This window comes from Candidatus Paceibacterota bacterium, from assembly GCA_035583355.1.
Classification (GTDB): Bacteria; Patescibacteriota; Minisyncoccia; order Phycocordibacterales; family UBA6899; genus JAJZQJ01.
The window spans coordinates 113,313-125,898 of the sequence record DATEZQ010000001.1 but is presented as its reverse complement, the minus strand read 5'-3'; the positions used below and the strand labels follow the sequence as shown (position 1 = coordinate 125,898).

The 12,586-nt window shown below is 47.5% G+C and carries 11 protein-coding genes and 1 tRNA gene; 4 read left to right on the top strand and 8 right to left on the bottom strand.

What is annotated here, in order from left to right:
• Positions 1-266: 266 nt before the first annotated feature.
• Positions 267-578, bottom strand: a complete 312-nt coding sequence (locus VJ579_00670) for a hypothetical protein (GenBank protein HXK37569.1) — start codon at positions 576-578, stop codon at positions 267-269.
• Between the two features lie 187 nt (positions 579-765).
• On the opposite strand from VJ579_00670, the gene VJ579_00665 reads away from it, so the two are divergent.
• Entirely contained in the window at positions 766-1,128 is a 363-nt protein-coding gene (locus VJ579_00665; protein HXK37568.1) for a hypothetical protein, read from the top strand.
• 104 nt (positions 1,129-1,232) lie between these two features.
• A tRNA-Lys gene (locus VJ579_00660) sits at positions 1,233-1,305 on the top strand.
• A gap of 343 nt (positions 1,306-1,648) precedes the next feature.
• On the opposite strand, the gene VJ579_00655 is transcribed toward VJ579_00660, so the two are convergent.
• The 4 genes from VJ579_00655 to VJ579_00640 all read right to left on the bottom strand — a co-directional run bounded on the left by VJ579_00655 (position 1,649) and on the right by VJ579_00640 (position 7,099).
• The gene (locus VJ579_00655) at positions 1,649-3,349 is read right to left on the bottom strand and encodes a hypothetical protein (protein HXK37567.1); all 1,701 of its coding nucleotides are present in this window, start codon (positions 3,347-3,349) and stop codon (positions 1,649-1,651) included.
• Positions 3,350-3,358: 9 nt separating this feature from the next.
• Positions 3,359-4,564, bottom strand: a complete 1,206-nt coding sequence (locus VJ579_00650; protein HXK37566.1) for a hypothetical protein — start codon at positions 4,562-4,564, stop codon at positions 3,359-3,361.
• 82 nt (positions 4,565-4,646) lie between these two features.
• A complete protein-coding gene (gene mltG / locus VJ579_00645) occupies positions 4,647-5,675 on the bottom strand; it encodes an endolytic transglycosylase MltG (protein HXK37565.1) in 1,029 nt (342 codons plus the stop codon).
• 38 nt (positions 5,676-5,713) lie between these two features.
• A complete protein-coding gene (locus tag VJ579_00640) occupies positions 5,714-7,099 on the bottom strand; it encodes a hypothetical protein (GenBank protein HXK37564.1) in 1,386 nt (461 codons plus the stop codon).
• A 79-nt stretch (positions 7,100-7,178) separates the two neighbouring features.
• On the opposite strand from VJ579_00640, the gene VJ579_00635 reads away from it, so the two are divergent.
• A complete protein-coding gene (locus VJ579_00635) occupies positions 7,179-8,375 on the top strand; it encodes an MFS transporter (GenBank protein HXK37563.1) in 1,197 nt (398 codons plus the stop codon).
• Positions 8,376-8,404: 29 nt separating this feature from the next.
• Here VJ579_00635 and VJ579_00630 read toward each other — a convergent pair whose 3' ends face one another.
• Complete coding sequence (locus VJ579_00630; GenBank protein HXK37562.1) at positions 8,405-9,160, bottom strand: TIGR00730 family Rossman fold protein; 756 nt, start codon at positions 9,158-9,160, stop codon at positions 8,405-8,407.
• Positions 9,161-9,194: 34 nt separating this feature from the next.
• Here VJ579_00630 and VJ579_00625 point away from each other — a divergent pair, with 34 nt between their 5' ends.
• Positions 9,195-10,166, top strand: coding sequence for a CAP domain-containing protein (locus VJ579_00625; GenBank protein ID HXK37561.1), 972 nt, complete (start codon positions 9,195-9,197; stop codon positions 10,164-10,166).
• Between the two features lie 28 nt (positions 10,167-10,194).
• Here the strand turns inward: VJ579_00625 and VJ579_00620 are convergent, their stop codons facing one another.
• Complete coding sequence (locus VJ579_00620) at positions 10,195-10,920, bottom strand: TlyA family RNA methyltransferase (protein ID HXK37560.1); 726 nt, start codon at positions 10,918-10,920, stop codon at positions 10,195-10,197.
• Positions 10,921-10,964: 44 nt separating this feature from the next.
• On the bottom strand, positions 10,965-12,437 hold the full coding sequence (locus VJ579_00615; GenBank protein ID HXK37559.1) for a DEAD/DEAH box helicase: 1,473 nt from the start codon (positions 12,435-12,437) through the stop codon (positions 10,965-10,967).
• Positions 12,438-12,586: the final 149 nt, after the last annotated feature.

Below are 12,586 nucleotides of genomic sequence, written 5' to 3'. Positions count from 1 at the left end.
GGACTCGAAGGACGGAGCCGGTGCTACTGCCGCACCGGCGCGGATTTACCCGAGCTTCGCTCGTGGTAAATCCAGCCGTGCGCGCAGTCGGCGAGTCCTGGCCCTACTTGCACTTAGTCGTTTTGGCGTTACTACGCCAAAAGACTTAGTGACAAAGGGGCGAGTCTCTCGACTCCGATTCCTGTGCGCGAAGCGTTCCATGAGTCAAAAACCCGCAGGGTTTTTCGGCTCCCCTCGTATCGTATCCCCACCTATTGACTTCCACCCTAATCCATGCTATTGTAACAACGGATCGGACGTTCCGTTCCATTTTCCTTGAAAGGGTTCTGATGAACTCTCAGCTCTCCCCCGGCACCATGGTCGTCCTCTCGAAAGAGATCGTCGCCAAGCTCAAGCTCTCGAGCTCCGTCGGCTTCGTGAAGTCCCACTATCGGGATGGCGTCACGACCGTCACGATGGCCAAGCCTGTGATCAAAAAGAAGTGCGACTCCTGCAAGGGAGAACTCCGCTTCAATCACCGCCATGGCCTGGCCACGTGCAAGGAGTGCAGCAAGCGGTTCGGTGCCACGCCGACCCATGATGTCCAGAACATCCCCACGGGAATGTTCTCGGAGATCACCTTTCCTGAGGATCAGGACTAGTACTTCCCTGGCTCCGGCCAACGAGGCTCGCACAATGCGAGCCTTTTTCATTCCTTGACATTTGTATACTGTATGTTACTATGCGACAAGCAGTTCCTCAATCACGCATATCAAAGGAGTGCACATGCTTCCCATCGTTCTTGACCCCATCAATGCCGGCATGAACGTCGTGCTCAGTCGCGACGCTGCCAAAAAGCACAAGACCCAGAAGCTTCGTGTCGGCCTCGTCACCCATGTCGCCCGCACCCGCGCCGACGATGTGAGTGAGCCGACCGAGACCTTTACGGTCGAAATCCTCATTCCAAAGAAGGATGAGTGCTCGTGCCTCGTCAAGAAGAAGCACCGCGTGAATCAGACCACCGGTGAGCACATCTGCACCGACAAGCTCGGTGAATACCGCCACGGCCACGGCCGCATCGAGAACCCCAAGATCCTCACGCTCATGCGCGACGAGCTCTGGAAGATGCAGGAATTCCTCGATGAATAAGGCCGCGCATGACCACCTCAAAAGGTGTACAACACAGCGTTGTACACCTTTTTCTTTATGTAAAACACTTGCAATATTTTGTAGATTTGGTACTATATCCCCATCCCTCCTTAGCTCAGTTGGTAGAGCAGCTCGCTCTTAACGAGACGGTCCGAGGTTCGAGTCCTCGAGGGGGGACAGCATACAAAAAAGACGCGAAAGCGTCTTTTTTGCTATGTGCTGCCACCCCCTCGAGAACTCGAAGGGCGGAGCCGGGCACCGTCACCCGGCGCTGATTTGTCCGGCCCTTGCTAGGGCCGTGAGAAATCCAGCCGCGTGCACGGTCGGTGAGCCCTGGCCCTACTCGCTCTTAGTATTCTGCGAATGCTTGGAGCAGAATACTTAGAGACGAAGGGGCGAGGAACTCGACTCTGATTCATGCACGCGAAGCGTTCAATGAGTCAAAAACCGGAACGGTTTTTGGCTCCCCTCGCATCAAAACCAAAAAGCGCCGCTCGGCGCTTTTTGCATTTATATTATCCTATTTCACCGTCACCACGAAATCCTTCACACTCCCCGGGAAGTACTGCTTCCAGAAAGGCCTCAATGTCGCATCAACATGATCAATGCTTGGGAATCTCGTCATCACTTTCTTCACATCATCCTTTGAAACATTAAGCAAAGCACGAGTGAATGTATCGGTATCTACCTTCCAAATGAAGTTTGCACTTCCCTCTACATGGAACGTCACCTTTTCATCGGTCATGAGATCAACCTTCTGTCCCTCGACATACTTAATAGGAAGCAACTCAATATGCGCAAGAGAAATGTCCTCATCTACATAATCCTTAAGCGCCAGTTTCGCTAGTGCCTTAGTAAGCATTGCGCGATCAAATACTGGTGCGGAAAGTGTACCTGCGAGCACTGCTCGTGCCTTCTCAGGCGCATCTGACGCCTCGAGTACAGGTTCCTTATAGGTAAACTGATACAAGGCTTCATATCCAATCTGTGTTGGAAGTATTTCCTGTGTCGCACGAGCGCGGAGTTTATTCTCAAGCTCAATTCTAAGCTTCTGAGCAACCTCATCAAGCACATCATTTGGAACAGACTTCTTTACACCTGCTGAACCACCAGAAATTTCGCCAGTAAGATTTGCTCCTACCTGAGTGAACTGTGGCTTACCCTTGAATCCAGGAAGCGTAAATTCAGCTGGACCCTTTCGATTATAGTCTGGGCCAGATGATTCTGCATAAACAACAACATCAAGAGTACCTGGCTTCCCTGCCTTTGCTGCAGGAATAGTTACATTCTCATGAATGCGGTAAATCTTTCCATCTGTGGCTTCAAAACGAGTAGTCTTAATGAGCTTCTGGGCAACAGTCTGCTTGTTGAACAAAGTCACCTTGCCTGATGCTGTTGCCACTGATGTCTTTGACTCTGTAGCAGGAACATCAACAAATACCTTATCTTCGATTGCGAGCACAGAAAGTGGATATTCCTTTACTGGATCACCATTCTTTACCGTAGAAAGATCTGCAAGGAGATCCGCTTGCGCAGTCTTCGGCGTGATCACAACTGTTGCACCCGAAAAGTATGACACTCCCGCAATAATGAGCGCAATAACGATAATAGGTCCAAGTACCCAAGGTATCCAAGCAAAATAGTTATGCTCCGGTTCAAACTCTGAGACACTCTCAGAACGCTGACGATCATTTGCGCTTGGCATTTCAACCTCACGCTCATCGCGAGACTCACTTGTATGCTGTTTTGCAGCGGCAATATATGGCCAAATGCTTTCAATAGGACTGCGGCCCGTTGCAGCGGGAACAGTAGGTGTCGCTGCTTTCAACTCATCGCGACTCTTCTCTTTGCGCGCAGCAAACTGCTCGAGCACCATATTCTTCGGCTCAATTGTTGGCATTGCAGGATACTCAATTACCGGGAATGGCTTCTCATCTTCATCGGCAGATAGTAATGCATGCGCCTCCTCACTCGGCTCAAGTACGCGGCCCGTCATTGGTGTACGCACGGGGCTCAAGGGCAAGACTACCTCTGGCTCTTTCTGCTCAGCCTGCGCATTCTTTGAAAGCACCTGTGCAGCAACTGCATCAGCTGCAGTCATCGGCAAAACATCAGCAACAGGTTGCTGCTTTGGAACTCGCCTTACAATATGTCGAATAATGCGACGCTTTGGCGCCGGAGTCTCATTACCACCTTCGAGTGAATCAGTACGATTGATCATAGCTTAGAATTAATGCTTCAAATCAGCCTCAAGAAGCTTGTCTAATATCATAATAATAACACACAAGAAGATATCTGCACGCTGACCCTCAGCAAGCTTCATAAAGCGAAGAAGGAACTCTTCATCAAGAGAATGAACGGTAAAGTCACCCTGTTCTTCACCAAATACCCTACTCCCTGATTCACGCATAGCGTCCCCGTAATAAGTAACGTATTCTTCATCCACAAAGTGGTAAATAACATGAGGAATCGGATATTGCTCTCCAAGTTGTGTAAGTGCGCCGATAAATAAAAGCTTCCATTCGCGCACAACTTTTGCAAAGATCTGCTCCATTTGCTTCGCTCGTTCTACACTCGACTTACCCTCAAGATAGAGTGCAACTTCAGTGTCCGCCGCAGCGCTTTGAAGTCCGAGCTCTCGCATCGTCATTCGAGTAATTGCATGATAGCCAAGCGGGAAAGAGAGCGACTCAAGGAGAACGTTATCTCGCACAAGGGCAACATCGGTTACCTCACCAGCAACATCAACCACCACAAACGAGGCGCTCTCTGCAAATGTATCGCGAACTGCGTTGAAAGCAGCATACATGAATGAGTGGAAACGTAGGTCGGCATGCGGCCAACGCCTACCAATTGTATCTGAGAACGAATCCTTAATACGCTCGGGCATCACCGACAAATAGAGTGCGATATCAAGCTCTCGAGCCCGTCGTCCAATTGGTGAATCAACTTCGTATCCATTAAGTTTGATCTGCATTGCGCGTGACTCAATGAGTACGTTCTTCATGAGCTCCTTTGGTCCATTAGGGTCAAAAGGCGCAGAAGTGAACATGCCTCCCTCTTTCTCAATGATCTGTCTTAATCCTTTTTCGGTAACCAGAAAGTCATCGGGCTGGTCGAGATGAACGAGCCTTGTCTGGGATGTATTCCAAGGAGAAGCAAGTCCAAACATAACCGTATGAGGGATAATATCCTTATTATGCTCCATGACTGCATCGGTCGCAGCATTGAGCGACTCCTGCATGAGCGTAACAAAACGCTGTACATTAAGTTTCTCTTGAAATGGTATGACTTGACGTGCGGTACCCAAAATCATTGGAGTTGCACTCTTTTCCAAACGCACCAAAGCTACTCCGATAGAACCAGAGCCTACATCGACGACAAGTATGTGCCGCGCAACACTATTACCAGAGAAAAGACCTCTAAAGAAGGACATATATGCTTCAATTATAGCATAAGAATATCAGCCCGATGTGCACAGAAAAACAAAAACACCCAAGCATATGGGTGTATTATCACTACTTCAAATAGAGCTGCTTATTTTTTCGGTGCTCATTAAAATCCTTAGCGTAGTGAATTATGCCTGCCTTATCCGAAAGATAATAGAGATATTCATTCGCAATGGGATGCAGTGCAGCACTGATACTCATAAGTCCTGGCGAAGCAATCGGGGTCGGCGGAAGACCTTTATTGCGGTACGTATTATAGGGAGACTGCGTATAAAGATCTTCCTGAGTGAGCTGGAGCGAGGCTTTATTCATGATGTATAGAAATGGGGCATCGAGCTGCAGGGGCATATTCGCCGCAATTCTTCGATAGATGATGTCCGCGATCTTCGCACGATCCTCAGCAGTCTTCCCTTCTAGCTCTACTAAAGAAGCAGTAATTACAATATCAGACCATCTCTTTTCCTGTAGCTGTGCCTCCTTTTGTAAGTCCGCAGTCTTGAGCTGAAAAGTCTTTCTCATATCACTTACCACCTGGCCGCTCGTCGCGGTACGGAAGAAACGGTAAGTGTCAGGAAATAGATATCCCTCCATATCCTTGGTCTCATTCATAAATGCGTCAGCAGAAAAATCTGGGAATTCAGCCGCAAATACCTTTGCCATCTCTTGCCTGGTATACCCTTCAGGGATGAGCACTTTTACATTTTCAATACCAAAATCAGCAGCTGCAATACGATCAATGACATATGGAAGTGCTGTCGGCGATTCGAAATAATACTCACCTTGATGCATGCGTGTATCATCACCCTTAATACGCACGAGTACAGCAAAAGCTTCTGGCGACTTGATAATATGTGCATTTGTAAGCACCGTAGCAATTTCTTGGACACTTGCTCCATCGGGAATACGCACAATAGTACGAGGAACGAAATCTACCGGTGGAGTGAACATAAATGCATAAAACACACCGAGTCCTGCCGATGTTAACAAAAGAAGTATTGAGGTAATAACATAAAACACTGTATGCGAAGCATGCTTTGGGGGCGGCACTGACGGCACGCCATTCTGCAGATTTGTGGAAAGGTCAACAATATTATCCATAATTGGTCTTGAATGAGCAATACAATCTAGCTTTGAAGCTAGATTGGAAGGTTGCTTGGCGGCTCGGCCTTGCGTGATTCGATGCGACTGAATGTTGGTGTTGCTGACACTCTTCCTGGGAAGTGAAATATTGTCGCAAGCTCTTCTGTATTGAGAACAAAAGGCTTTCCCTTTTCATAGAAGAATCCTCTGCGCAAATACTTATCAAACATTTTCTTTTTTGCTTTTACAAGATCTGCATCGTTATAGATTTTCTGCTTTTTGTCGATCTTCGTAACATTATTATCCTTGAAACCGTTTAGTTCTACGGATGAAAATTGCTTAAGCACGCCCATGAGACCTGCAATATTTGATGGATCATATTTATCCTTGCGCGCAATATAAAGCGCACGTATACCAACATCAAATCCATTCTTTGTAACAGAGCGCTCCATAGCCTCTATCTCCTTTCGCTGCACGGCAGACATCTTATCTCCCGCTTTTTCCTTGAGCGCCTTAATAAGGCTGTCTGCTTCTTTTTTCCAATCCTGAGTTGCAGGAGTCCACCAATTATTCGTAACGAATTTCATCCAATCCTCACTGCCAACTTCCCACCACTTTCCTTCAAAGAATTTACCCCAGTCTCTTCCTTTAGGCTTACTTTTTTTGAAGCCCTCATAATCCTGATAAATGATGAGCTTATCCCAATCGCGAGACTGACCTTTTACTTCATAACGCTCCTCGTGCGCTTGAATCATAATCTGAATCCACGCATGCTGACCACGTCCAATAGAACCAAGATACTCAAGAACAACGGTCATTGGATCAATCTTGAACTCCTCTTTGAGATCAAGCTTATCAAGACCATAGTCAACGTAAGTCTTTATAGGGTATGGATCTGCCTTTGAAAGAATGAATTCGGTACCGTGCAGATCCCATTCTTCCTTATCGCGACCAAATGGAACTTTCGTTACGTAATCGGGAGTTTCATGCACCTCAACATCAGGATACTGAGAATAGAGATGTGTCGTTATCAGTTTCACATACTCCTTTGGAGTGTAGACATAGAAATGTACCGCACCTTCTGTAGAGACCATCTCTAAGGAAAACCAAGAATTCACCTTCCCTTTTGTGATTTTCTCCAGTCTGTTAGTTGGCTTGAATGGCTGATGCAAAGCCTGCAAAACGAGTTCCATAGCAAGCGGAGATTTATCTATGTTTCGAGGTACGCGAATTTCCAATGTCGTAAATTCCAGCTTCTTGAGAAATTCTGCACGCTTAAGCTTTTGGAGCATGGGCTCCAGCACGTCCCACATCCAAAGTGGCGCCCAAATGAATGCAAAAGCAGTAACTACGTTATACGCATAGCCCAAGAACACCAACGTCGGCTCGTAATACGGCGATGCAACAAAATCATTATAGGACTGGATATAATAATCAAACATAAATGTCCCTTCTAGTATAACATATGAGATGGCCTCTATATCCCCATATTCTAAGGCATGTTCATGCTATAATTCACCAATGGAAAACACACCGACAGGAAAAAAATCTCTGATTGTACTCTCCGTTATTGGCCTCCTCGTCTCTCTTCAAGTGGGCTTCACAACGTTCATTGATTCATCCTATCTTGCACGCGCGCTCATGCCAATCACCCCAGAGCCTGACCGCTTCGTTGGATATATCTTTGCTGCAACTGCTGCGATTGCGCTCGCGTTTTTCCTCGTCGCACCAAGATTACTTCGCAAATATGGAAACACGAAGGTATCGCTCTTCGCCTCAATAACACTCCCACTTGGACTACTACTCATTGCACTGCCTATTCCACTCCCGCTGACAGTGCTTACCTATCTCCTCATAACCCTTGATACAACAATTCTCTTTGCTGCACTAGATATCTATGTATCACGATATGTGAGTGAGGCAAAAATGGGCTTTCTCCATGGAATCTTCTTTGCAATGTGTTCGTTGGGCTTTATGCTCTCCCCCGCACTCAGTGGAGTGATCGCGGAGGGATATCAAATGAGCTATGTTTATATAGCAGCTGCACTCGCAGCACTCCCGATTCCATTCATTATCTGGGCATCATTCAGGGACTTCAGTGATCCGGGCTATGAAGATGTTCCACTGCTACCAAGTAAGGAGCTTCATACTGCAGCACCAGACTTGATTCCTGTTTTTTCTGCACAATTCGCACTGCAAACATTTTATGTCATGATGACCATTTATATTCCACTCTATTTTGTGGAACATATTGGCTTCACTTATGATAAATTTGGGTACATCATTACAATTGCACTCGCGATGTTCGTCATCCTTCCTACTCCATTTGGCTGGCTCGCTGACAAATTCATGGGAGAGAAGGAAATGATTATCACTGGCATTTCGCTGATGGGTGTATCGCTGATTGCTATCCCAATGCTCGCGGAACACCAGCAGACCTTCTGGCTCTGGGCACTTGTACTCATCATTTCACGCATCGGTGCAACTGCAACGGAATCAATGTCAGACGCCTTCTTCTTTAAGCGCATTGAATACGCGCATCCCTCGCTCATCGCATTCTATAGACGCGCCCGCCCGCTTGCTTGGCTCATTGTCCCCACAATCGGTGCGACACTACTGTCTTTGCGTATTGTAGATATTTCTCAGCTCTTGATGCTCTCTGGTATTGCGATCCTCTTCACCATCTTCTTCACCGCAAGATTACGCGATACATTATAAAAACCGCAGTCATGCGGTTTTTATAATTTCTATCGATAAACTGGAGCAGACAATACCGACTTGATGATAAGATCGTGATCATCGGTGACGGTATAAAGCTGCAAGTCCTTCTTGTCGATGGCACCGTGATCGCGCATAATGACATTCTCGATAAATTCCTCAAGTGGTGCCCAAAAGTCAGAACCAACAAGGAAGATCGGAATCTTACGAATCTTACCTGTCTGAATGAGTGTCAGAATCTCGAAGAGCTCATCGAGTGTACCAAATCCTCCCGGATAGTAGATATAAGCCTCAGATGCAAATGACATCGTCGTCTTTCGTGAGAAGAAGTAGTAGAACGACATCGAATCAGTGACGTACGGATTGATGATCTGTTCGAATGGAAGTTCAATGTTGAGTCCAATCGAAGCACCACCCGCCTCACGTGCGCCGCGATTACCTGCCTCCATAATACCCGGACCTCCTCCCGTCACGACTGCATAACCCTCCTTTGCAAAGCGTGCGGCGAGTGCGCGCGCATCCTTATAGTGCACATTGTTTGGCTTGAAACGTGCTGAGCCATAAATCGTCACTGACTTCTCATAACGACGGATGAATTGCAATCCTCTCTCAAACTCCGATGCGATACGTGAAGTGCGATTATGATGCTTTGCGCCGACAAGAATATCTTCATGAGTATGAGGATCACGTGCTACTTTCGCTTCAGGCTTATTAATGATGGTAAGCGGTGCTGCCTCTTTTGTTACTGCAACTGCCGGTACTGCTGCTTTTGTATTCTTTGCCATATGGCTAGCATTATAGCATGTTATACTTAATTCTATGAATTTCTCCTCTTGGGTTACGAAAATCATACTCTTTATTTTCACCTCAGTTGTGGGGGTATTTTCTCCTGGAATCGTTGTCCAAGTACCAACGACGTCCTTCGTTGCAACCAGCACAATAGATTCAAACAAAACTTCTGACCCGACCAATGGTTCCCTCGCGGCCCCCCTAACCCCAAAGACCCCTATTACAACTAACCAAGCTCCTAAGGCTGCGATTTCTCAACCCATCGTCAAGATTGCACCGAAACCAAGTGCCCTTACGCCATCAAAGCTAGATGCCCTAGAAATTATCGTGATCACAAACCAAGAGCGTGCAAAAGATGGTGCACAAGCGCTCACATGGAATCCAAAACTTGCAGAAGAGGCGCTTGCTAAGGCTAAGGACATGATTGCAAAGCAATACTTTGCACACAAATCCCCAGATGGCGTAAACGTCAGCGACCTTGCAGCCATTCATGGTTATGCATATTCGTTAGTCGGAGAGAATCTCGCGCTTGGTGACTTCAAGAGTAGTAGTGATGTGATGGATGGATGGATGAACTCTCCCGGACATCGTGCAAATATTCTCAAAAAAGCGTACACAGAGATTGGTGTCGCTGCAATCATGGGAGCCTATGAGGGAAGACAAGTTTGGTATGCGGTACAAGAATTCGGTAGGCCACCTCCAGACTGTGCTCTACCTGATCCAAAAAAAGAAACTCTCATCAAAAATTCTGAAGCAAAACTTGATGAACTGACCGCACAACTTAATGCCCTTAAAGCAACAATTGATGCGGGGACGGCCTCTCGTGCAGAAACAAATGCCGCAATTGAACAATACAATACGACCGCAGGACAGCATAATGACCTTCTCGTGAATCTCAAAGGCATCATTACTGCATACAACGATGAAGTATCTATCTATAATGCTTGCCTTGCAAAGGAAGAGGCAATCGTTGGACCACCAAGCGCTCATCCAACAGAATAAAAACACCGAACGATGTTCGGTGTTTTTATTACCTTGCGAGATGGATAAGAAACTCAATGTTTCCGTCTCCGCCTTCGATAGGTGAATCGACAGGGCCATGTACTTTGAATCCGAGTTCTTTGCCGAGGAGCGCGATGCGCTCACGTACGGCTTTGTGTAACTCTGGGTCGCGGACGACACCCTTTCCGATATTTTCCTTTCCTACTTCGAACTGAGGCTTAATGAGCGCAACAATGTCGCCCTTCGGGGCAAGCAATTGAGCAGCTATTGGAAGCACAATACTGAGTGAGATGAATGAGACATCAATGACAATGAGTGATGGTGCTTCGGCGAAGTCTTCTGACTTAACATCTCGAATATGTACACCTTCTCTGACCGTAATGCGATCATCATAGAGGAGTTTGTCGTGCATCTGTGACGTACCGACATCGACAGCATATACATGCTTTGCGCCGCGACTGAGCAACACTTCCGTGAAGCCGCCTGTCGACGCGCCGATATCGAGCGCAATACGATCCTTGGGATCGACTGCGAATGCATCAAGTGCACGCACGAGCTTTAATGCTGCACGGGAAACCCAAGGGATATCGGGTTCGAGTGCAACAATTTCGGCATCGTACGCGAAACCACGCGAAGTATTGAGAATGACCTGCCCATTTACGGAGATCTTCCCTGCTTCAATCATGGCCTGTGCACGCGTTCGCGAGGGAGCAAAACCTCTATCGACAACGAGTTTATCTAAACGAATTGACATATATGTATAGTTGAATTGCTGGAACGAACGAGAAATACTTTAGTTTATGCCTTTTCCACAAAAGTGAATGCGGTACCCTTCTTGCCTGCGCGACCCGTACGACCGATACGGTGTACATAGTCATCGAAGTTTTCTGGGGCATCGTAATTCACCACATGTGAGACATCAGGGATATCAAGCCCACGTGCTGCGACATCAGTAGCGACAAGGATCTTCGCCTTGTTCTCCTTGAAGTCACGGAGCGCGCGCAATCGCTCACGCTGCGACTTGTCACCATGAATGGCGACCGCCGCGAAACCTGAACGGAAGAGAATGCGTCCGAGCTTATCGACACCGTGCTTGGTGCGTCCGAAGACGAGTACCTTCTCCGCCTCGGGGCGTGCAAGGATCTCGGTAAGCTTCTGGAACTTCTCCTGGCGATCGGCGACATAGATAACATCTTGGTTGATGTTCTTGCCGGTCTCACGCTTCTTTACGGAAACGCGGATAGGATCACGCAAGAATGAAGACGAAAGCGCCTCAATCTCCTTTGCGAATGTTGCAGAGAAGAAAAGCGTCTGACGCACCTCAGGCATCTTGGCGATGAGGAATCGGATGTCATTGATGAAACCCATGTCGAGCATACGATCAGCCTCATCGAGGACGAAGTTGTGCACACGAGACATAACGAGATTACCACGCTCAATATGATCCTTGATACGACCTGGCGTACCGATAATCACACGTGCGCCCTTACGCAAACGCTCAGTCTGATGACCCATTGCCTGACCACCCACAAGGAGTGCAGACGGCATGTGCATGCCCTTACTGAAATCCATGTACTCTTCCTCAATCTGCACTGCAAGCTCACGCGTTGGTGTCACCACGAGGAGTGAACCCTGTGGATGACGGATGAGCTTATCAAGCATCGGGATAATGAATGCAGCGGTCTTTCCTTCTCCTGTATTTGCTATACCAATGACGTCACGACCCTCAAGTGCTTGAGGAATTGTTTGGTCTTGAATTGCAGTTGGGATAACATAGCCCTTCGCGGTGATATTTGCCTTGATTTGATCATGGATCTTGAAATCCACGAACTGATGCTTCGACATATACGGAGCGTCTTGCTCTACAGTGACTGCGCGATTGATGAAACGGTCTGCGTCGATGACGGGCTGACCGGACTTCTTTGTATTTGGGCGTGCAGGCTTCTTGCCCTCAACGACCTCCTTATAGACATCGTCTGCGGCAAGCGCCTCTGGTCCCTTACGAGCGCGGCGCATTTCGCGTTCACTTGGCTCATAGCGACCACCACCACCAATACCACCAAGTACCATCGGACGACGGCGTGGAGCATTAGGATTTACTGCGGGACGAGCAACTGGCGCAGCATGTGCTACTGGAGCTGCTGCAGGAGCAGTGGGTGCTGGGCGAGGTCCGCGCTCATTGCGAGGATTGAATCGTACTGCACCATAGCGCGCATTACGCGCCGTAGAATGGTCGCGACGAGGCGCTCCCTGATTCTGATTATTTTCCATTTTCAAATTTGATTTAAGGCGCAATGCAAAAATAAAACACAACAAAGCACAACAAGTAAGTGCTGAGGTTTATTTCGAGTATCTCTCAAGATAACTAGGCATGAAGCACTAGGAGAAATGATTGAAACAGTAGGCCATGCCTACAAGAG

What these genes read in the sequence shown, in the direction of transcription:
- VJ579_00670 (HXK37569.1), bottom strand. Translation starts at nt 578, where the DNA reads ATGGGTCGGCGTGGCACCGAACCGCTTGCTGCACTCCTTGCACGTGGC.
- VJ579_00665 (HXK37568.1), top strand. Translation starts at nt 766, where the DNA reads ATGCTTCCCATCGTTCTTGACCCCATCAATGCCGGCATGAACGTCGTG.
- VJ579_00655 (HXK37567.1), bottom strand. Translation starts at nt 3,349, where the DNA reads ATGATCAATCGTACTGATTCACTCGAAGGTGGTAATGAGACTCCGGCG.
- VJ579_00650 (HXK37566.1), bottom strand. Translation starts at nt 4,564, where the DNA reads ATGTCCTTCTTTAGAGGTCTTTTCTCTGGTAATAGTGTTGCGCGGCAC.
- mltG (HXK37565.1), bottom strand. Translation starts at nt 5,675, where the DNA reads ATGGATAATATTGTTGACCTTTCCACAAATCTGCAGAATGGCGTGCCG.
- VJ579_00640 (HXK37564.1), bottom strand. Translation starts at nt 7,099, where the DNA reads ATGTTTGATTATTATATCCAGTCCTATAATGATTTTGTTGCATCGCCG.
- VJ579_00635 (HXK37563.1), top strand. Translation starts at nt 7,179, where the DNA reads ATGGAAAACACACCGACAGGAAAAAAATCTCTGATTGTACTCTCCGTT.
- VJ579_00630 (HXK37562.1), bottom strand. Translation starts at nt 9,160, where the DNA reads ATGGCAAAGAATACAAAAGCAGCAGTACCGGCAGTTGCAGTAACAAAA.
- VJ579_00625 (HXK37561.1), top strand. Translation starts at nt 9,195, where the DNA reads ATGAATTTCTCCTCTTGGGTTACGAAAATCATACTCTTTATTTTCACC.
- VJ579_00620 (HXK37560.1), bottom strand. Translation starts at nt 10,920, where the DNA reads ATGTCAATTCGTTTAGATAAACTCGTTGTCGATAGAGGTTTTGCTCCC.
- VJ579_00615 (HXK37559.1), bottom strand. Translation starts at nt 12,437, where the DNA reads ATGGAAAATAATCAGAATCAGGGAGCGCCTCGTCGCGACCATTCTACG.